Here is a 20,119-nt window from a genome sequence, read left to right as displayed (position 1 = left end):
ACCATTTCTACCCCGTCTCCAAATGGCAGGTTTGCTACATGCCGGCAAAGCCTGTCTGGCGCAGGGCTTCGTAGAGGACGATGGCGGCGCTGTTGGAGAGGTTGAGTGCGCTGATGCGGTAGTCGTCCGGATTGACGAAGTTGCCGCAGATATCCTGCCGAAGGATGGCCTCATGGCCGTCCTCGGTATGTCCGAGTGATTCCTCGTGGGCTTCCCATGCCTCGGCGTTGCCAAGCGAATCGCAATCGCGCAGCATGGGGATGCGCTCGCAGCGCTCGGGCGCCGCGGCGAGCAGCTCCTCGGGAATGCCCGAGCTCTCGCTGCCAAGGACCAAATAGTCGCCGTCACGGTAAGTGCTTTGCGCATAGGTTCGGCGTGCCTTTTTGGTCAGCAGATGCAAGCGGTCGTCGGCGGGGGAAAGGTCATTGCGCGCAAGGAAATCCTCCCAGCTGGCATAGGTCGTCACGTCCAAGTTTTGCCAGTAGCCCAGGCCGGCGCGACGCACCGTTTTGTCGTCGAGCGAAAAGCCCAGTGGCTCCACCAGATGCAGGCGGGCGCCGGTAACCACGCAGGTACGGCCGATATTACCCGTATTGGCCGGAATCTCGGGAGCATACAGCACGATATTGAACATGAATCTCCTTGGCATAGAACGAAAAACCACCGCGAAGGGTACCTTCGTGGTGGTTTGGCGGTTACGAAGGCAGAAAAAAGCCCACTTGGATAACCTAAGCGCGGTGCCAGTCGGTCAGGCAGGCATCAAGGGCGGCGATGAGCGCATCCTTGTCCATGTGACGGCCGATGATGCACAGGCTCGTCATGCGGTCGCCCGTCTCGTCGTCCCAAATCTGCATGATCTCGGGGTTCTCGTCGATGATCCTCTGCTTCTCGCCCTCGGGCGCCGAGTCAACGAACAAGCCGTTCTCCATCAGGCGCATCTGGCGGCCGGCCTGCTCGAACATGTAGCACATGTCCGGATCGCCGGTCTGCCACAGCGGACCCTTGACGCGAATGACCTCGTCGGGCCATTCCTGCTCAACAAAATCGGTGAACTTCTGCAGGTCAAACGGCTTACGGCGCGAGTACACAAAGGTCTCGATGTCGTACTCGAGCACCTCGGGATCGTCGTGCTCCTCGGGATGCTCCATGGCCTCGATCCAGGCGGCGGAGTTGTAGGCGCGCATAAAGTCGAAGCGATCGGTATCGAGCAGCTCCTCCATGGGGACCTCGCCGTTTTGAGCCTCGACAATCACGGCGTCCTTCTGCAGACTGCGCACGATGGCCTTGAGCTCGGCGATCTGCTCAGGGCTCACGGTATCGGTCTTGTTGAGGATCAGCGTGGAGCAAAACTCGATCTGCTGGATGAGCAGGCTCTCGATGTCGTCCTCGTCGATATCCTCGGCCAGCAGGTCGCGACCGCCGTTGAACTCGTCGTACATGCGGGCGCAGTCGACCACGGCAACGATGTTGTCGAGCGCGAGCTTGGGTTCGCCGCCTACTTTGGCCTCGTCGCAGAAGCTCGAGATGGTGTAGGCGATGGGGATAGGCTCGCAAATACCGGAGGCCTCGATGATGATGTAGTCGAAATTGCCCGAATCGGCAATGCCCTGCAGCTGGTTGGCCAGGTCGTCCGAAAGCGTGCAGCAGATGCAGCCGTTGGTGAGCGGGATGAGGTCGTCGGTCTCGGAAAGGCCACCGTCGGCGATAAGGCTGGCGTCGACGTTGATCTCGCCGATATCGTTGACGATCACGGCGGCGCGGATGCCGCCGTCGTTGGCGAGGATATGGTTGAGCAGCGTGGTCTTGCCGGCACCGAGGTATCCGGTAAGCATGATGATCTTCACGGGTTTGTTGGGCATGTGCCCTCCTTTGTTAGACATGGCTTACAGTAAAATCATATGCCAAACGCCTGCTCTTATACCCACGCGCCGGTAAATAACACAGGCTACTCCCAGGCTCCCCATACATCGGGGCAATAACCGACGGTGGCCTTTTTGCCGTTGCGCACGATGGGCTCGGCCAGTACCTGCTGATTCTCGAGCAGCTTATCAAAGCGCTGGCTGGGAGTGAGGTGCTGGATAAGTGCGAGTGTCTCCTCGTCCTTGGCTTTGGGGTTGAGCAGCTTGTCGATGCCGCCGACCGCCTGCATCACGCTCGTGAGCTCGCCTTTGCTCATCTCCTTTTCCTTAAGGTCAATAAACTGCACCTTAATGCGGCGCTCCTTAAAATAGCGCTGGGCCTTCTTGGTATCGAAGGACTTTTTGGTGCCGAAGATTTGCACGTTCATGTATCTGTTCCGCCGTTCTAACGAACGGCGGTCACCTCGACGCTGCAAAGCCATCTGATGGGCAATCTGCCTTTCAATCGTCGGGCGCGGGCAACAGCCCAGCGCCCTCCTCTTTCAAGGCACCTTGCCTCATCAGCTGGCTTTTCGCTGACATTGATAGAACATCGAGGTGACCACCGCTGGACTTATCGAATGAAGTTGGTGCGCTCGCGATCGGCTTCGGGCGCGCTGATGCCGGCGGCCTGTCCTGCTTCGATACATTGCAGGAGCCAGGCCATGTTCTTGCCGATGTTGCGCATGGTGGCAAGGCCCTCGGCATCCCCATCGGCGTCGCCGGGCACGCGACCAAAGACGTTGTTCCAGTACGTGGAGGCGACCACGGGCATCTGGTTGATGGTGAAGTACTTGTTGAGCACATCGAAGGTGGTCGACGTGCCACCGCGACGGGCGACAGCGACCGCGGCGCCGGGTTTGTGCGCAAAGGCGTGCCCGCCCGCATAGAAGGCGCGGTCGAGGGCCGAAAGGATGCGTCCGCTGGGGTGCGCATAGTAGACGGGTGAGCCAAAGACAAAGCCGTCTGCCTGCTCAGCGGCAGCGATGAGCTCGTTCACCACGTCGTCGTCAAAGGTGCAGCGACCCCCAAGCTTGCCACACTGGCCGCAACCGATACAATCACGAATGGGCTTGGCGCCCAGCTGAAACACCTCGGTATCAATGCCTTCGGCATTGAGCTGCTCGGCGACCTCGGCGAGTGCGCGGGCGGTATTGCCGTTTGCCTTGGGACTGCCATTGACCAAAAGAACCTTCATCACAAACTCCCTCTGCTGTCGGTGACTTCTGCTGAGAATTATCTCACGTTGCGTGCGATGACGTTGGCATGGTGCGGGCGATGTTTATCCCGCAACGTTCTTAAGGGCGTTCATGCCTAAGGCCATCTAGGGGCATTGCGGTACGGCATGGGGAATGCATTGGGAAACGTTCGATAAATGCTTATAAACACGTTTTTGACGGCATACGTTGACAGATATACTTGTTGAGTTCAAAAGCATGGGAACGGAGATGGTTGCATGGCACAGCCGGAGACATCACACACAGTGGGGCTTGCGCTCGAGGGAGGCGGCTACCGCGGTATGTATACGGCGGGCGTGCTCGACGTTTGGATGGAGCACGGTTTGACCTGCGATCATATGGTGGGTGTCTCGGCGGGCGCGGCGTTTGGCTACAACTTTAAATCGCGCCAGATCGGCCGCGCCATTCGCTACAACAAAGCCTATTGTGCCGACAAGCGCTATGCGAGCGTGACCAGCTGGCTGCGAACCGGCGATATGTTCAATGCCGATTTTGCCTATCACGAGGTGCCGCTTGAGCGCGATCCTGTCGACTTAGAGGCGTATCGTGCCTGTCCTATGCGGTTTACGTGTGTGTGCACCGATATCGAGACGGGTGAGGCCGTCTATCACGACCTGCCGTATGGCGATGAGCGCGATATCGAGTGGATTCGGGCATCGTCGGCGATTCCCGTGGCGACCAAACCCGTTCGGATTGACGGACATCGATATCTGGATGGCGGCGTGGCCGATTCTATTCCCAGCGCATGGCTGTTTGCGCAGGGGTATGACCGTAACATCGTGGTGCTGACGCAGCCGGCGGGCTTTGTAAAGCAGCCGAACAGTTTGATGCCCATGCTGCGACGTGTGTTCCGCCACTATCCGAAGTTTGTCGAGGCGCTTGAACGCCGGCACGAGGTATATAACGCTGCACTCGACGACCTGGCGCGTCGCGAGGCCAGCGGCGAGGTTTTCGTGGTGCGTCCGAGCGAATCGGTGAAGGTGCCATCGCTGTGTCGCGAGCCGGAGGAGCTCGAGCGCATCTACCAGGTCGGTCGTCGTGATGCGGCCGCGACCTTGTCGGCGTTGGAAGCATATCTGGCAGAGTAGGGCAAACTGCAGAGCCCTCGGCGGAAAGTGCGTCCCAGAATTTGCGTCTGGAATGGGATGCAGTTTCCCAATGGAGTCGCATGCGGAAAACGCATCCCAGAATGGAGGTCCAAACTGGGATGCGCTTTGCGCTATTGAAGATATGAGGCTGCGAATCAGTTGCTCGGCCTAGACTTACGCCTGCTGCCAGGTGTCGACAAGCTCCTTGGCTGCGGCGTGGGGGTCGTCAGCGCTGCAGACGGCGCTCACCACAAAGAAGCCCTCGACGCCGGTGGCCTTGAGCTGCGGCAGATCGGCTTTTTTGACGCCGCCGCCGACCACGATGGGAACGGGGCTTGCCTCATGGAGCGCGGCCAGGTCCTCAAAGCTCTTGGTGATGATGGAGCCATCTGCCGCGCGTCCACAGTCGCGCTTGGTCTCGGTCTCGTGGAGCGGGCCGATGCCCAGGTAGTCGACTAGGCTCATGTCGGCGGTCTTGACGTACTCGAGCATTTCCTCGCAACGGGCCGAAAGGCCCACGATGGCATCGGGGCCCAGAAGCTTGCGGCAGACCTCGACGGGAATATCGCTCTGGCCCACATGCACGCCGTCGACGGCGATACCCTGTTCGCGTGCGGCGAGTACGCAGTCCAGACGGTCGTCGATAAGCAGGGCGACCTTGCCGGTCTTGCCGGCGCGAGCGATAGCCTGCGCGGCGTCGCCCGTCAGCGCGATGATCTCGCGGGCACTTGCCACCTTGGAGCGCACCTGGATGCAGGTAAAGCCGGCATCGAGCGCCTGCGCTACCACATCGCCCACGGGACGTCCCAGCGTGTTTTCGGGGCCGAGTACCAGATAGGCCGAGATATCAAGGTTGTCGCGGATGCTCATCGTGCTTCCTCCTGCTTTTTGATCTGCGCTTCCATGCGCTCGAGTTTGCCGGTCATGGTGTCGGTAAAACCGGGTCGAATATCGGCTTTGAGCACGACTTCGGTGCGGATGCCCTTGCTTGCCAACACAAAGGTTGCGTCGCGTACGACCTGCATGACCTCGTCCCAGTCGCCCTCGATCTCGGTGAACATCGAGGTGGTGCGGTTGGGAAGGCCGCTCTCGCGAATGACGCGCACGACCTCGGCGACCTCGGCGGACAGCTCGTCGCCTGTGCCGCACGGGGCGATGGCTACGGCGATGAGCGTGTTCATGTCGGCAGCGGTTGCGGGTTCGGACATGGCTTATGCCTCCTCGAGCTCGAGGTGGTTATTCGCAATATCCTGAGCGGTCGCGCGGTAGAGTTCGTCGATAAAGGCGACCTTAAAGCTTGCCGGGGCATCAGCGACAGCGGCGGCACGCGTGCCGGCAACGTTGTAGACAGCGGTACCGCAGATGGCTGCCGTAAACGGATCGGCGGCGCAAGCGTACACGGCCAGGACGCCGCCCTGCGAGCAGCCACAGCCGGTAATCTTGGACATGAGCGGGCTGCCGCCGTGGGACTTGGCCACGGTCGTGCCGTCGGTAATCAGGTCGACTTCGCCCGAGACCACTACGGCGCCGCCGGTGTAGCGGGCGAGCGCCACGGCAGCGCCGCGGGCGGCGTCGACCGTATCGGTGGTATCGACACCGCGCACGCGGCTCAGGTCAGCCGCCTCGCCTTCAAGACCCCACAGGCCGGCGAGCGCGATGATCTCGGAGGCGTTGCCGCGCACGATGGCGGGCTTGTACTGCTTGAGCTCGTTTACCAGCTGGGTGCGCAGGCTACCGATGCCCAGGCCCACCGGATCGAGCACCCAGGGTTTGCCGGCGTCGTGTGCCGCTTTGGCCGCACGGGGAATCGTCTGCTCGTAGATGGGGAAGAGCGTGCCCATGTTGAGATAGATGGCGCCGCCGCCGGCAACGAGCGCCTCGCCCTCGTCGGGCAGATAGACCATGGCGGCCGAACCGCCTACGGCGAGCTGCGCGTTGGCAACAAAGTCGATCGTCACCGTGTTGGTGATGGAGCCGGCCATCGGGTTGGTGGCGCGAATCTCCTCCACGGCCTTGACCACATTTTGTTTAAGCTGTTTCGAATCAATCACTGCACATGCCTCCTTGGCATAGAAAAGGGGCGCTGTGCATAGACAGCGCCCCTGTAAAGGCGGCATGCTCCCTACGCCAGCATTAACTGACAGGTTCAAAGGATTGGGCCCCATGCCCTCTCAGCCTTGTGGTTTGTACCGCCGGCACTCCCGCATCGAATCTGTTGTTCCCTATACTAGCGCACCTGCCAAAAAGGGACAGGTTTATTTTGGCAGGTGGCAACTGGGGCGTTGCATTTTCCCAGATAAAACCTGCCAAAATAAACCTGTCCCTTATTGGCAGGTCGCTACAATGGATACGGTGAAAATGACTGGGGGCCTTATGATTAAACTTGTGCTGACCGATATGGACGATACGTTGATTCCAGCCGGGCATGACGGCGCCAGCGACTACGCCATCGAGGGCATTCATGCCATGCAGGCGGCGGGCCTGCACTTTGGCCCGGTTTCGGGCCGTCAGCCTTCCGCGATGGGCTGGATGTTTCGTAATCGTTCCGAGTGCTTCTCGACCGGTGCGTTCTGCAACGGCCAGGTCATGTTTGTCGACGGCGAGGTGGTAGCCTCGCATGCGACCGATAACGCCGCCCTTATTCGCTTGGCTGACTACTTGGAGCAAGAGACCGATGATACCTATCTGAAGGTCTACAGCCTGGGTGATGACTTTTGGGACAATGACGCCTATTGTGTGACGAGCGACCCCGAGCGCGTGCGTCGCGCTATGGAGTCGGGCGGCAACGCGTGGCTCAAAGGCGAAGAGGCCCCGTGCCGTCCCGTTGTCGGTGACGCGCCGGTGTTCAAGGCGAATATCTGGAGTGCCCGTTCGCGTGAGGGGCTCGCGGAGCTGCGCGAGCGCGTTGCCGCCGAGGTGCCGGAACTCTCGCTTGTGTTTCCCAACAACCGAGTGCGCCTTTTCGATATCTTGCCGGCTGGTTGGGACAAGGGCTGTGCCACGCTGGAGCTGGCGCGTGCTTTGGGCCTAACGCCCGACGAGGTGGCGGTGTTCGGCGATTCCGATAACGATCTGCCCATGATTAATGCCGTTCCCAACTCCGTTGCAGTCGCCAATGCCAATGAGGCCGTCACGGCTGCCGCGCGTTGGCATATCGGCGCTGCGGCAGACGATGCGGTTGCCGGGGCTCTGCACCAGATTGCCGCCTGCGCCGCGACGGGGGCGATGCCGTCGTTTATGCGCCAGATGGACGCGACGGGTCATGGCGTCACGAACGTCTAGGGAGAAAGTCATGAAGCTTCAGCAGCTCAGGTATGTTGTTAAGGTTGCCGAATGCGGCAGCATTACCGAGGCCTCGCGCCGGCTCTTTGTGTCGCAGCCTTCGATTACCGCGTCGATTCGCGATCTCGAAAACGAGATGGGTGTGCACATTTTTGAGCGCACCAACAAGGGCGTCATTGTGTCCGAGGAAGGCGAGACATTCTTGGGCTACGCGCGCCAGGTACTCGATCAGGCCGACCTGCTCGAGGGCAAGTACAAGGGCGCATCCGAGCAAGTGCCACACTTTAGTGTGAGCTGTCAGCATTATTCCTTTGCCGTTAATGCGTTTGTCGACGTGATCCGTGAGTTCGATGCCGCACGCTACGACTTTACCCTGCGCGAGGAACAGACTCACGAGATCATCGAAGATGTCGCGCACATGAAGAGTGAACTGGGCATTCTGTACTTATCCGAACATAACCGCGAGGTTATCGAGCGCATGCTGGCGGCCAACGAGCTCGTATTCGAAGGGCTCTTCTGCGCCACGCCGCACGTCTTTGTATGCGCCGACCATCCACTGGCGGACCACGCCAGCGTGACGCTCGAGGACTTGGAAGACTATCCGTTCCTATCCTATGAACAGGGCAGCTACAACTCGTTTTACTATTCCGAGGAACTGACCTCGACGTTTGAGCGCCGCAAGAATATCCGCGTGCGCGACCGTGCGACCTTGTTCAACCTAGCCATGGGTCTCAACGGCTACACGGTGTGTTCGGGCGTGATTAGCCACGAGCTTAATGGCCCCGGTATTATCTCGATTCCGCTCGATGTGGATGAATACATGGAGATCGGCATTATCACGCGCAAGAATACGACGCTCACGCGCTATGGACAGGCTTATGTCGAGGCCATCCGGAGGCATATCTAACCGGTAGCGTTTGATGTTGCTGTCTTGGGCTGTCGAAATTGCTATAGGAAAACTATATGGCAAACATATATAAACGCATATTTTACGATAACCAGGAGTGCGCTCATACTCTTTCTCGCCAAAGCAGTCCATGCAAAAGGAGATTCCTATGAGCAATTCCACCCAGCTCAAAGCGCCGTTTCGCGCCGATATCGTCGGCAGTTTTCTTCGTCCGCAGGCCGTAAAGGACGCCCGCGCCGCCTATGCGGCAGGCGCGCTTGATGCCGAGGGACTTAAGGCAGTCGAGGACGAGGCCATTCGCGATTTGGTGGCAAAGCAAAAGGCCGCCGGCCTGCAGGTCATCACCGACGGCGAGTTTCGCCGCAGCTACTGGCACCTCGATTTTATGTGGGGTCTCAACGGTATCGAGCGCCGCACCTCGCGTACGGGCTATATGTTCCACGATGAGGAGACTACCGCCGACACCGCCGTGGTGACCGGGCCTATTAGCGGCGAGAACCATCCGTTCGTCGAGCACTTCAAGTTTGTCAAGGCGCTTGAGGGCGAGGGCCAGGTTGCGCGGCAAACCATTCCGGCGCCGATCCAGACGTTCTCCGAAGTCACGCTCGACCGCTGCGATGGCCAGCAGGAGAGCCTGCGCGCCGTCTACAAGACCGACGAAGAGCTCGCCGATGCCATCACCGCAGCATACCGCACCGTGATTGCCGATCTGTATGCCGCGGGTTGCCGCAACATCCAATTTGATGACTGCACCTGGGGCATCTATTGCGATACTGACTTTGTGTCCAAGACCGGCATGAGCCCGGTTGACCTGCAAAAGGTGAGCGAGCTGGGCGTGGCGCTCAACAATGCTGCCATCGCGGGCAAGCCTGACGACTTGGTGATCAATACGCATGTATGCCGTGGCAACTACCACTCTACTTATGCCTTTGAGGGCGGCTATGATCCCATCGCCCCGTATCTGTTTGCGCATGAGGACGTTGACGCGTTCTATCTGGAGTTCGACACTCCGCGCGCCGGTGGTTTTGAGCCGCTCAAGTACATTGCGCCCGGTAAGAAGGTCGTGTTGGGCCTGGTGACCACCAAGGCAGCCGAGCTCGAGGACGAGGACGCGACCGTCGAGCGTATTCATGAGGCGGCAAAGTACGTGCCGCTTGAGAATCTGTATCTGTCTCCGCAGTGTGGCTTTGCCAGCTGCGAGATTGGCAACAAGCTGACCGAAGGCGAGCAGTGGGCAAAGATCGCGCTGGTCAAGCGTATTGCCGAGCGTGTTTGGAAATAGCGGTACCGTTTGCAAGTGACGGCGCGTGCGAGACATGGCGTATCGCGTACAATGGTTCGGACCGTATCGTTTGGGCAGGTTATCCGCTATGCCCGAGCGCCCTTCCATTCGAAAGGACATCCATGTCCCAGTCCTCGACGCCCGCCGTCACCGATGCCATCTACGACGCTTCGTCGCTCGGCCGCCCGCGTATGTTTCTGCTCGGTCTGCAGCACCTGTTTGCCATGTTTGGTGCCACGGTGCTGGTGCCCGTGCTCACCGGCCTTTCGGTATCGGCAACGCTTTTGTTTGCCGGCTTGGGCACGCTGCTATTCCACTTCCTGTCACGCGGTAAGGTCCCCGCATTTTTGGGCTCATCGTTTGCCTTTATTGCCGGTTATGCCGCAATCGCGCCCAACGGCGAGGCCGAGCTATTGCCCTACGCTTGCCTGGGCGTTGCCTGCGCCGGTTTGCTCTACCCGGTGCTTGCGGCGCTCTTCCGCACGTTTGGCGCCAAGCGCGTCATGCGCTTCTTCCCGCCGGTGGTGACTGGCCCCATTGTCATTTCGATCGGTCTGATCCTGGCGAGTTCCGCTATTGCCAACTGCCAGACTAACTGGCTCGTTGCCGTGGTTGCCGTCGCCGTAATCGTCATCTGCAATATTTGGGGTCGCGGCATGGTCAAGATCGTGCCGATTTTACTGGGCGTCGTGGTGAGCTATGCCGTTGCGGCTGCGCTGGGCGAGGTCGATTTCTCCGGCGTCGCAGCCGCTCCCTGGCTTGGCTTGCCCGTCGTGTGGGACAACACGGTGTTTGCACTCTTTGGGCCGCAGTTCGATAGCGGCCTTGCCACGACGGCCATCATCACCATCATGCCGCTGGCCTTTGCAACCATGATTGAGCATATCGGCGATATATCCGCTATTGGCTCCACCTGCGAGCGCAACTACATCGCCGATCCCGGCCTGCATCGCACGCTGCTCGGTGATGGTCTCGCCACGATTCTGGCTTCGCTCTTTGGCGCTCCGGCCAACACCACGTATGGCGAGAACACCGGCGTGCTCGCCCTGACGCGCGTGTTTGACCCGCGCGTGATTCGCATTGCCGCGTGCTGCGCCATCGTGCTTTCGTTCTGCCCCAAGTTCGCTGCCGTGATCGCCGCCATGCCGGCATGCGTTATCGGCGGCGTGTCGCTCGTGCTCTATGGCATGATCAGCGCCGTGGGCGTCCGTAACCTCATCGAGAACCAGGTCGATTTCCAGAACAACCGCAACGTGCTGGTGGTCGCTCTGGTGCTCGTGCTTTCACTCGGCATTGCCTACAGCGCCGCCGGTGGCATCGTGCTGAAGCTGTTCGGCGTGACGATTTCGCTTTCGGGCCTTGCCGTGGGCTCGCTGGTGGGCATCGTGCTCAACGCGATTCTGCCTGGCAACGACTTTGAGTTCGCCGTTTCCGAACTCGAGGAGACTGTCGAGTAGTAGTTGTGTTCAGCTAAATCAAAAAAATGGCGCCCGTGCGTACGCGTGGGCGCCATTTTTAATGCGTCAGTATCCAGTGTATGCCGCGGGCCATGCGCACACCGGTTTGGGCAAAGTGGTTACCGGGGTTGAGCTCGAAGGTCGCGGGGATGCCTCGGTCGCCGAGTAGTTTTTCCATTGCGCGCGTGTCGTCGAGTACGTGCCGCATCATGCGGTTGGGCGTCTTGGTCTCCTTTTTGCCGAGTGATAGATAAACGGCGTTGGGCGCGGCTGGCATCGTGTGCCCGTGTGCGTAATCGAGAAATCCGGGAAACCATAGGGACCCCGATGCGCTTGCGGCGCGGTCAAAGGCATCGGTCTGCCAGAGCGACCAAAGCGAAAAGAGGCCCGCCAATGAGTAACCGGCAATGCCGCGCCAGGTAGGCGGGCAGGGAAGTGATGGCTCGACCTCTGGGATTATCCGATTCAGCAGTTCATCGAGAAACTCGAACGCCTGTCCACCAAAGGGCTCGGCATCGCGCACGGTTCCGTCGCATTCCCAAGGGCTCAGCTCGCGATTCCAATCGAGCCCGCCAATGGCGACCAGGGTGAATGGCGGGCAATCAAGCTCAAGACAACGGCTATAGACCTCGGTGCCATCACCCATGACCGCGGGAAGGTAAATGACGGGCGCGCTTTCGACATGCTTTGAATGAATGGTTATCTGCTTTTGACGCGCTTCCATGACAGGCTTCTCTCTGCATTTCGACATCTACAAATACGATTGTCGCACGTCGGCGTAGGGACCGTCGCTAAAAGAAAGGCGCAGAGCCGCTTGATACGACTCTGCGCCTTGAGGTTTTGCTTTGGCAGCTTTGCCCTTACGCTACAAAGAAGTAGACGAGGAAGGCGAGTGCTGCGATCCACATGAGCGGCTTGATCTTGGAGGCCTCGCCCTTAAAGAGCGCGACGACCACGTAGGCGATAAAGCCCAGACCGATGCCGGCAGAGATGGAGTAGGTGAAGGGCACGCCGGCGACAATCATGAACGCTGGGAAACCCTGCGACACGTCGGACCAGTCGATCTCGGAGGCCTCGCTCATCATGAGGTAGCCGACGTAGACCAGAGCACCGCAGGTGGCGGCGCTGGAAACGATGGTGACGATGGGGGAGAAGAACGCGGCGAGAATGAACAGCACGCCGGTGGTGACGGAGGTGAGGCCCGTGCGGCCACCGTCGGCAGCGCCAGAGGTGGACTCGACGAAGGTGGTGATGGAGGAGACGCCCATAAAACCGCCCACAGCAGCGGCGGCGGAGTCGACGAGCAGGATCTCCTTGATATTCTCGACGTTGCCGTCGTCGGTGAGGAACTCGCCCTGCTTGGCCACGGCCATCGCGGTGCCCATGGTGTCGAAGAAGTCACTCATGAGCAGCGAGAACGAGATGACGAGGAGCGTGGGGTCGGTAAGGACCTTGACGATGGCGGGCACGCCGCCGGCGTCGGCGATGGGGCCACCGATGCTCGAGAAGTCGAGCGGGGCGATAATACCGGTCGGAGCATGGGTCACACCTAGGGGGATACCGGCGATAACGGCGACGATGATGCCGATGAGCAGCGAGCCGGGGACGTTGCGGCAGGCGAGGGCGACTGTCACCAGGATGGAGATAATGCCGACGATGAAGGTGGGGGAGGTGATGTCGCCCAGACCGACGAGTGTACCGGCGCCAGCGGTGATAATGCCGGCATCGCACAGGCCAATCATGGCGATGAACAGGCCCAGGCCCACCGAGATGGCGTGACGCAGGACAACCGGGATGGCATCCATGATGGCCTCGCGCAGGCCACAAAGCACGAGCAGCAAGATGACGACGCCCTCAAGGAAGATGACGCTCATGGCCACGTGCCAGTCACCGCCGCAGACGGTGGTGGTGATTCCAGCGATCATCGCGTTGACGCCTAAGCCCGACGCGCAGGCGAGCGGGCGGTTGGCGAAGATGCCCATGCAGATGGTCATGATGCCGGCGCCCAGGCAGGTGGCGCAGGCGAGCGCTCCCGCATCGATGCCAGCCCCCGAGAGCACCGCAGGGTTGACGGCGATGATGTAGGCCATCGCCAGGAATGTTGTCAGTCCAGCGCGAAGTTCGGTCCCGATTGTGGACTTGCGCTCACTGACGTGAAAAAGTTCGTCCATGCATACCCTTTCCTTGTTCGGCCCCGAGTTTAGGCCGATTGACACGAATTTACCTACTATATCGCCTTTGGAAGGTCGATGTTTCTCGCATGTTGAAGTTCGGCGCTTTGTAACAGGCGGACGGTATTTTTCGCATGAAAATGTGTAGGTACCGTATACTTAAGCAGTTACATTGAACTCTTTGGAGGAACGTATGATTAAAGAGCTCTGCCGCGACGAGGCCATCCTGTCCCAGCGTTGCGAGGTTGCGACTGTCGAGGACGAGTCGGTCGCACAGGACCTGATCGACACCATCAAGTCGCTCGAGGACGCCGGCTGCCTTGCCGCCAACCAGATTGGCGTCACCAAGAAGGTCTGCGTCTATCTGGACGACGCCGGCGAGCCCCACGTGCTCTACAACCCCCGTCTGGTGTTTGGCCTGGGCGCCAGCAAGATGGAGGAGAGCTGCCTGACGCACGACGAAATCACCAAGTCCACGCGCTATATCAAGTGCAAGGTTGCCTTTGACCAGATCGTCGACGGCAAGATGAAGGAGTGCCGCCGCGACTACACGGGCTTTGAGGCACAAATGATCCAGCATATGATCGATCACTGTCTTGGAAAGTTGGTCTAAGGGGACCAAAGCCCGCACCTTGCCGCTCAATCGTCGCTCGCGTACCTTAAGTACGCTTCGCTCCTCTTTCGTGGCAATCTGCGGTACTTTGACCCCTTAGACGACCTGCGAGGTTGACTTGGTTGAGTTTATCTTGCTTGTGTGGTCCGGGCGTGACGATATTGTCATGTCCGGGCTTTTGTGTTTAGCGCCTATTTGTTTGGTAACAATGAGCTTAGCAAGGACGAATGGCTAGGAGGCGCCATGTGCACGAGCATTCGATTTACCGATAATTCCGGCAACATGTATCTGGGTCGCAACCTCGACTGGAGCTTTAGCTACGGCCAACAGGTTCGCGTGATGCCCCGCGGGTTCCATATCCCGTATTCGTTTATCGACGATGCGTCGGCGGCACACGCGGTAATCGGCATGTGCATCGATTACAAGAACTATCCTATGTTTTTCGACTGTGGTAACGATGCGGGTCTGGCTGTGGCAGGGCTCAACTTTCCCGGTTATGCCGAGTATGCCGAGGACCCGGTTGATGGAAAGACCAATATCGCGGCCTATGAGTTTCCCCTGTGGGTGGCAGCGACGTTCTCGACGGTCGACGAGGTCGAGGCTGCGCTGCGCGACACGGTGATTGTTGCCAAATCTGCCGGAGAGGGGCTGGGTGTGTCGCTGCTCCATTGGATTATCGGCGACAGCCGGCGCAGCATCGTGGTCGAGATGATGGCTGACGGTCTGCATGTATACGACGATCCGGTCGACACCCTTGCCAATCAGCCGACCTTCCCGTGGCACATGGAAAACCTGCGCACCTATATCACCGCCACAAGCGATTTTCCTCAGACGGCGACATGGCGTGGCGCCGAGCTCAAGCCCTATGGCGCGGGTGCCGGCATGCGCGGTATTCCGGGTGACTGCTATTCGCCGAGCCGTTTTGTAAAGGCGGCATACCTCAATGCCAATTACCCGCAAAAAGACAGCGAGGCCGAGAACGTCATTCGCATGTTCCGCTCGCTCGAGGGGGTGGCGATGATCGAGGGTGCGTCCAAGATGGGTGACGGCAAGTTCGAGAAGACTATCTACACCGGATGCTTTAGCGCGCGCACGGGCAATTACTATTACTCAACGTATGAGGATCCGTCGATTCGCTACGTGAGCCTGATGGATGCCGAGGGCGCGAGCCCCGATAGGCTCGTGGTTCCCGAGCCGCGTCGTTCGTAGCCGGCGGTTTTACTGCAATGCAAAGCGGCCCTGCGCCTCCTGTGAGGCGCAGGGCCGCTGTCGTCGACGCGCGACGTCGTTAGAAGTTGGCGTCGCTGAGTTGTTCGCTCTCGAGGCCGTCGAACTGTTGCTGTTCGGGCGTATCGGCGACGCTCCCGAGCAGCTCGGTGGGGTCGACGTTCATGTCCCTACCGGCTTCGTTGCTGTTGACAAGGTCGTTCGAGAAGATACCGACATCCATTTCCTCGGCTTTCTCGATCTGAACTTCGAGCTGGAGTTATGGGCGAGCAGCGCCGCGCCGCCGATCATGGCAGGTAGGATCAGCCACGGCGCCACTTTGCGCACCAGGCTAAACAGGGCGAAGATGCCGCCCTCGTTGTGGTTGTCGGCCTTCATGGCGATTACCACGTACTTGACCGTGCTGGTCTTGGAGGTTTGCTTCCAGTTTGGCGTGCGCCACGTGGACTCCCTTGGACATCCGGTTATCTGTCTTGGACAGATAACTTTTATGCCGTCTTTATACATACAAGAGCTGTTTGGCACATCGGGTAATTTTAGACAATAATCCCCAGCTGGGGATTATTTATGTACGCAGGTAGCATTTCAAAACAGGGGCGCATCCGCTGTATGGCTTTGCTGCAATGTAATAACTGCGGACGCGCTCCTGCCTTGAAACTGAAGAGGGAACTTTTAGACGCGTGCTGCCTGAGCGATACCGGTCTTGGCGCCTGAGCGTTTACCGGCGAGTTCGCAAAAGATCGCGCCGCCGATGATAAGCACGGCGCCCATCAGGCGGACCGGTGTTATGACTTCGCCCAAAAGGGCGGACGAGAACACGACGGCCGAAAGCGGCTCGAGGTAGCCGACGACAGCGACGGTCTGCACGGGCAGTTTGGCGACGGCGCTAAAGTAGAGCAGACAACCGATGCCGGTGTTGACGACGCCGAGCATAGCGACGGCGCGCCAATCGATGGTTGCGGCGATACTGGCGGACAGGAATGAGGGGGTGCCTTGGGTGACGAGCGTAAGGACCAGCGCGGTCACAAAGGCGGCGCTCACCTGGAGCGCGGAGTTCTCGAGGCCTTCGATGTGCGGCGCGCCCTTGCTGGCGATGACCATCAATGCATAACAGAAGGCCGAGGCGATTCCGCAGACGATGCCCGCAATGGGCATATTGCCGCCTAGACCTTGCGCTGCAATGAGAAAAGCGCCGCAGGCGACTGCGATAAACCCGGCGATTTTGCCACCGGTTAGTTTTTCGCCAAAGATAAACGGCGAGAGGGCCATGACGATGATGGGGCCGCAGTAGTACAGCAGCGAAGAAACGCCGACGCCGATCGTCTGATAAGCGCGGAACAGAAAAATCCAGCTGGCGCCCAGCGCGGCTCCCGAGAGGAGGAGGGCTGCGGCTTCGCGGGGGCGAGAAGGCGCCTGCAGCTTATGGCGCTGGGTAATGGCGAGGATGGCGACAAGCGAAAGGGCTCCCAGAAAAGTGCGTAGCAGCACGATATCGGAGCTCGGGAGTGCGATGGCCGCAGCGATGATGCCGTTGGAGCCAAACAACAACAATGCTGCTAAATACGTAATCAATCCGTTGTTCATGCGCTGCCGTCCCCTCTATATCTGTGCATGCTCACTATGGGTGAACTGGCTTTAGAAGAAAAGCGAATATAATGCATGGAAAACATGACAAAAACTCATGCAAGGGTGGAGGCATGTCGTGGAAACGAATATTCAAAAGATGCAGGTGCTGCTGGAGACCGTGCGCGCTGGAAGCTTTACGCGTGCTGCCGAGCGCCTGAGCTACTCGCAATCGGGCGTGAGCCGCATGGTGGCCGATCTTGAGGCCGATTGGGGCTTTAAGGTACTCGACCGCAGTCGTGAAGGTGTTGCTCTTTCTGCCGACGGGCGGCAGGTCATGCCGGCTGTCGAGGCGCTCTGCGAGGAATTCGTTCGCTTGCAGCGACGGGTGGATGAGATGCGCGGGCTCATGCGCGGCAAAATCTGCATCGGTACGTTTTCGAGCGTGGCGACCCACGTGCTGCCGCCGGTGATTGCGCGTTTTCGTGCTGATCATCCAGACGTCGATTACGAGTTGCTGATGGGCGACTATTCAGAGATTGAACAATGGGTGGCAGAGGGTCGCTGCGATCTGGGCTTTATCCCTCGTGAGCCCCGAGAAAACGGCATGACATCGCTGCCTTTGGTGCGCGACGAGTTAATGGCGGTAGTGCCGTCAGGCTCGTTGTTTGCCACGGCGGAGGTCGTCTCTCTTGCCGACTTGGCCAACGAGCAGTTTATTCTGCTAGAACGCGGCACCGATGACGAGATTACGCCGCTGTTTCGTCGGGCGGGACTGGCAGTGCACTCAAAACTGTCGACCTGGGATGACTATGCGATTATGGCTATGGTCGAGGACGGCCTGGGTGTGAGCATTCTTCCCGCGCTCATCATGCGCCGCTGTCAGTTCGATGTTGCCGTGCGTCCGCTCGAAGGGCATCCCCATCGGCAGATCAACGCCATATATCGAACGGCCGATGTTTCGCTTGCCGCCGCCCGTTTTCTCGAATACCTCTAAATGGGCGCACGTCGTTATCGCCTTGGGGTAAATCTTGAGGTTTGGGTCATGTTATTTTTGAAATTGAACTTTTAGAAATAGCACGGCGCTATACTGCTTGCTAAATTGAACCTTGGTTCAATTCGTGTTCTATAAATTGAACTTTGCCAGCAAGGAGGTTCCTGTGACCCAAGAGACGTTTAGCGATCGTCTGCGACAGGCTATGTCCGATCGCGACGTTCGCCAGTCGGACGTAATCCGCGCATCTGAGATGCTCGGCAAAAAACTCGGCAAGAGTCAGATGAGCCAATATGTGAGCGGCAAGACGATTCCGCGGCGCGATGTGGCAGAGCTGCTTGCCCGCATTTTGGAGGTCGATGTTACCTGGCTGCTCGCCGGTGACGCCGATCAAGGCGAGACATCATCGACCCACAACGTTTCCAAGCCCGAACCCTATCCCTCAGCTCAAATTGCAAGGAGCACCACCATGCGTACTTTTTCTAAATCCACCAAACTCGAGAACGTTCTGTATGACGTGCGCGGCCCCGTTGTCGACGAGGCAGCCCGTATGGAGGACGAAGGCGAGTGCATCCTCAAGCTCAACATCGGTAATCCGGCGCCCTTTGGTTTCCGCACGCCCGATGAGGTCATTAAGGACATGCGCCAGCAGCTGCCCGACTGCGAAGGCTATTCCAACTCGCGCGGTCTGTTCTCTGCGCGCAAGGCGATCATGCAGTATTCGCAGATCAAGGGCCTGCCCAATGTTCAGATGGAACATATCTACACGGGCAACGGCGTGTCCGAGCTCATTCAGCTTTCGATGAACGCGCTGCTCGACAATGGCGACGAGATTCTGATTCCCAGCCCCGATTATCCGCTGTGGACGGCGTGCGCAACTCTTGCCGGTGGACATCCCGTGCACTATCTGTGTGATGAGCAGGCCGATTGGTATCCCGATCTGCAGGATATGGAGTCCAAGATCACGAGCGCGACCAAGGCCCTCGTCATCATCAACCCCAACAACCCCACGGGCTCTGTCTATCCGCGCGAGGTGCTCGAGGGCATCGTTGAGATCGCGCGCAGGCACCAGCTCATGATTTTTGCCGACGAGATCTATGACCGCCTGTGCATGGACGGCTACGAGCACGTCTCCATTGCATCGCTCGCCCCCGACCTGCCCTGCATTACGTTTAGCGGCCTGTCCAAGTCGCATATGATCGCGGGCTATCGCATTGGCTGGATGGTGCTTTCGGGCAACCAGCGCTGCATGAGCGACTTCATCATGGGCATCAACATGCTCTCCAACATGCGCCTGTGCTCCAACGTGCCGGCCCAGTCGATCGTCCAGACGGCGCTTGGCGGCCATCAGTCGGTCAACGACTACATCCGCCCCGGCGGTCGTGTCTACGAGCAGCGCAACTTTGTGTATGAGGCGCTCAGCAAGATCGACGGCATCTCGGTGGTCAAGCCGCGTGCGGCGTTTTATATCTTCCCCAAGATGGATGTTAAAAAGTTCAACATCACCGATGACGAGCAGTTTGCCCTCGACCTGCTGCACGAGAAGAAGATTCTCATCACGCGTGGCGGCGGCTTCAACTGGGCTGAGCCCGATCACTTCCGCATCGTGTACCTGCCGCGCATGGAAGTGCTCAAAGAGTCGCTCGAAGACCTCGCCGATTTCTTTGATCACTACCGCCAGTCCTAATTGGTTCCGCCGTTCTACCGAACGGCGGACCGCTTGACGCTACGCGAGCCGCATTCACGCCAATCTGACGTTCAATTTCGAGGGCGCGACCAGAAGGTCAGCGCCCTCTCATTTCACGTCACCTTGGCGCAAATGCGGCTCGCTCGCTGTCGTGTGCTCAGCCTGCGTCGTTACCATGATCCAAAGGGGACGGAGGAAAACAGATCATTTTCCTTGACTCGCGGAACTATATAACGACGCCGTTGCAGTGGTCGATTTCGTGCTGGATGATCTCGGCGGTGTAGCCCGAGAAGTTTTTGATGCGGTGGACGAAGTTCTCGTCCAAATACTCCACCTTAATGCGACGATAGCGGGTGCAGGGACGCTCGCCGATCAGCGAGAGGCATCCTTCGCTGGTCTGATAGGCATTGACCTGCTCAAGAATTTGAGGGTTGTACATCAGGAGCGTTCTGTTGCCGTCCTTTACGCAGATGATGCGTTTGCGCACGCCGATCATGTTGGCGGCGAGCCCCACGCACTCGTGCTCATGCTCGTGGAGCGTATCCAGGAGGTCCTGCCCGATCACGGCATCGTCGGGCCCTGCGTCTTCGGAAGGCAGGCGCAAGACGATATGAGAAAGCCATTTGGGTCGCCTCCCCCGCGGCGCAGCTTCTTTTCGCGGGCTCGGGATGCCACAATGGGCTTTGAGTATCGGCCCGTGCGGTAGCCCTTA

Annotated in this window: 21 protein-coding genes, 1 pseudogene and 1 riboswitch; of the genes and pseudogenes, 9 read left to right on the top strand and 13 right to left on the bottom strand. The window is 59.1% G+C overall.

Features of this window, described 5'->3' with window-relative positions; genetic code table 11:
- Positions 1-34: 34 nt before the first annotated feature.
- The 4 genes from ACTQ48_RS07420 to ACTQ48_RS07405 all read right to left on the bottom strand — a co-directional run bounded on the left by ACTQ48_RS07420 (position 35) and on the right by ACTQ48_RS07405 (position 3,096).
- Entirely contained in the window at positions 35-634 is a 600-nt protein-coding gene (locus tag ACTQ48_RS07420) for a tRNA (cytidine(34)-2'-O)-methyltransferase (RefSeq protein WP_441570489.1), read from the bottom strand.
- 94 nt (positions 635-728) lie between these two features.
- On the bottom strand, positions 729-1,859 hold the full coding sequence (locus tag ACTQ48_RS07415; protein WP_441570488.1) for a GTP-binding protein: 1,131 nt from the start codon (positions 1,857-1,859) through the stop codon (positions 729-731).
- Between the two features lie 86 nt (positions 1,860-1,945).
- Positions 1,946-2,287 carry an arsenate reductase family protein gene (locus ACTQ48_RS07410; protein WP_055252194.1) on the bottom strand — a complete coding sequence of 114 codons (342 nt, stop codon included), beginning with the start codon at positions 2,285-2,287 and terminating at the stop codon, positions 1,946-1,948.
- A gap of 185 nt (positions 2,288-2,472) precedes the next feature.
- Positions 2,473-3,096, bottom strand: coding sequence for a flavodoxin family protein (locus tag ACTQ48_RS07405; RefSeq protein WP_427728306.1), 624 nt, complete (start codon positions 3,094-3,096; stop codon positions 2,473-2,475).
- 258 nt (positions 3,097-3,354) lie between these two features.
- On the opposite strand from ACTQ48_RS07405, the gene ACTQ48_RS07400 reads away from it, so the two are divergent.
- Positions 3,355-4,224, top strand: a complete 870-nt coding sequence (locus ACTQ48_RS07400; RefSeq protein ID WP_441570487.1) for a patatin-like phospholipase family protein — start codon at positions 3,355-3,357, stop codon at positions 4,222-4,224.
- A 174-nt stretch (positions 4,225-4,398) separates the two neighbouring features.
- On the opposite strand, the gene ACTQ48_RS07395 is transcribed toward ACTQ48_RS07400, so the two are convergent.
- From ACTQ48_RS07395 to thiM, 3 genes are read right to left on the bottom strand one after another with little or no spacing between them, the layout of a single operon-like run.
- Positions 4,399-5,094, bottom strand: coding sequence for a thiamine phosphate synthase (locus ACTQ48_RS07395; RefSeq protein ID WP_441048513.1), 696 nt, complete (start codon positions 5,092-5,094; stop codon positions 4,399-4,401).
- Positions 5,091-5,432, bottom strand: a complete 342-nt coding sequence (locus ACTQ48_RS07390) for a thiamine-binding protein (protein ID WP_441570486.1) — start codon at positions 5,430-5,432, stop codon at positions 5,091-5,093. The genes ACTQ48_RS07395 and ACTQ48_RS07390 overlap by 4 nt, the downstream gene beginning before the upstream one ends.
- Positions 5,433-5,435: 3 nt before the next feature.
- Complete coding sequence (thiM, locus tag ACTQ48_RS07385; protein WP_370450622.1) at positions 5,436-6,275, bottom strand: hydroxyethylthiazole kinase; 840 nt, start codon at positions 6,273-6,275, stop codon at positions 5,436-5,438.
- Positions 6,276-6,326: 51 nt separating this feature from the next.
- Positions 6,327-6,437: riboswitch (TPP riboswitch) on the bottom strand.
- A gap of 160 nt (positions 6,438-6,597) precedes the next feature.
- Between thiM and ACTQ48_RS07380 the strand changes: the two genes are divergently transcribed.
- The 4 genes from ACTQ48_RS07380 (at position 6,598) to ACTQ48_RS07365 (ending at position 11,152) form a co-directional block, all read left to right on the top strand.
- Positions 6,598-7,506: an HAD-IIB family hydrolase gene (locus ACTQ48_RS07380; protein WP_441547099.1), complete on the top strand. Its 909-nt coding sequence runs from the start codon at positions 6,598-6,600 to the stop codon at positions 7,504-7,506.
- A 10-nt stretch (positions 7,507-7,516) separates the two neighbouring features.
- A complete protein-coding gene (locus ACTQ48_RS07375; protein WP_427796141.1) occupies positions 7,517-8,413 on the top strand; it encodes a LysR family transcriptional regulator in 897 nt (298 codons plus the stop codon).
- Between the two features lie 148 nt (positions 8,414-8,561).
- Entirely contained in the window at positions 8,562-9,695 is a 1,134-nt protein-coding gene (locus ACTQ48_RS07370) for a 5-methyltetrahydropteroyltriglutamate--homocysteine S-methyltransferase (RefSeq protein ID WP_441547098.1), read from the top strand.
- Positions 9,696-9,817: 122 nt separating this feature from the next.
- Positions 9,818-11,152, top strand: coding sequence for a uracil-xanthine permease family protein (locus ACTQ48_RS07365; RefSeq protein ID WP_441562719.1), 1,335 nt, complete (start codon positions 9,818-9,820; stop codon positions 11,150-11,152).
- 58 nt (positions 11,153-11,210) lie between these two features.
- Here the strand turns inward: ACTQ48_RS07365 and ACTQ48_RS07360 are convergent, their stop codons facing one another.
- Positions 11,211-11,876 carry an alpha/beta hydrolase gene (locus tag ACTQ48_RS07360; protein WP_441547096.1) on the bottom strand — a complete coding sequence of 222 codons (666 nt, stop codon included), beginning with the start codon at positions 11,874-11,876 and terminating at the stop codon, positions 11,211-11,213.
- A gap of 136 nt (positions 11,877-12,012) precedes the next feature.
- Complete coding sequence (locus tag ACTQ48_RS07355; protein ID WP_427794244.1) at positions 12,013-13,323, bottom strand: NCS2 family permease; 1,311 nt, start codon at positions 13,321-13,323, stop codon at positions 12,013-12,015.
- A gap of 193 nt (positions 13,324-13,516) precedes the next feature.
- On the opposite strand from ACTQ48_RS07355, the gene ACTQ48_RS07350 reads away from it, so the two are divergent.
- Positions 13,517-13,936, top strand: a complete 420-nt coding sequence (locus ACTQ48_RS07350; RefSeq protein ID WP_154517060.1) for a peptide deformylase — start codon at positions 13,517-13,519, stop codon at positions 13,934-13,936.
- 243 nt (positions 13,937-14,179) lie between these two features.
- Positions 14,180-15,145 carry a choloylglycine hydrolase gene (gene bsh / locus ACTQ48_RS07345; protein WP_427719772.1) on the top strand — a complete coding sequence of 322 codons (966 nt, stop codon included), beginning with the start codon at positions 14,180-14,182 and terminating at the stop codon, positions 15,143-15,145.
- 79 nt (positions 15,146-15,224) lie between these two features.
- Here bsh and ACTQ48_RS07340 read toward each other — a convergent pair whose 3' ends face one another.
- The 3 genes and pseudogenes from ACTQ48_RS07340 to ACTQ48_RS07330 form a co-directional block, all read right to left on the bottom strand.
- Positions 15,225-15,386, bottom strand: a complete 162-nt coding sequence (locus ACTQ48_RS07340) for a hypothetical protein (protein WP_441570514.1) — start codon at positions 15,384-15,386, stop codon at positions 15,225-15,227.
- A gap of 41 nt (positions 15,387-15,427) precedes the next feature.
- Positions 15,428-15,568 (bottom strand): annotated as a pseudogene (locus ACTQ48_RS07335) (KUP/HAK/KT family potassium transporter); the annotation flags it as partial.
- 267 nt (positions 15,569-15,835) lie between these two features.
- Positions 15,836-16,747 carry a DMT family transporter gene (locus ACTQ48_RS07330; RefSeq protein WP_427747886.1) on the bottom strand — a complete coding sequence of 304 codons (912 nt, stop codon included), beginning with the start codon at positions 16,745-16,747 and terminating at the stop codon, positions 15,836-15,838.
- A gap of 118 nt (positions 16,748-16,865) precedes the next feature.
- Here ACTQ48_RS07330 and ACTQ48_RS07325 point away from each other — a divergent pair, with 118 nt between their 5' ends.
- Both ACTQ48_RS07325 and ACTQ48_RS07320 read left to right on the top strand, forming a co-directional pair.
- On the top strand, positions 16,866-17,723 hold the full coding sequence (locus ACTQ48_RS07325; RefSeq protein ID WP_370450624.1) for a LysR family transcriptional regulator: 858 nt from the start codon (positions 16,866-16,868) through the stop codon (positions 17,721-17,723).
- Between the two features lie 202 nt (positions 17,724-17,925).
- Positions 17,926-19,407 carry an aminotransferase class I/II-fold pyridoxal phosphate-dependent enzyme gene (locus ACTQ48_RS07320; protein WP_441048559.1) on the top strand — a complete coding sequence of 494 codons (1,482 nt, stop codon included), beginning with the start codon at positions 17,926-17,928 and terminating at the stop codon, positions 19,405-19,407.
- 226 nt (positions 19,408-19,633) lie between these two features.
- On the opposite strand, the gene ACTQ48_RS07315 is transcribed toward ACTQ48_RS07320, so the two are convergent.
- Positions 19,634-20,011, bottom strand: a complete 378-nt coding sequence (locus tag ACTQ48_RS07315) for a peptide deformylase (RefSeq protein WP_441570485.1) — start codon at positions 20,009-20,011, stop codon at positions 19,634-19,636.
- Positions 20,012-20,119: the final 108 nt, after the last annotated feature.

The sequence above is a fragment of the Collinsella sp. Sow4_E3 genome, from assembly GCF_052116285.1.
Classification (GTDB): Bacteria; Actinomycetota; Coriobacteriia; order Coriobacteriales; family Coriobacteriaceae; genus Collinsella.
This window is presented reverse-complemented; position numbering and strand designations above follow the sequence as displayed.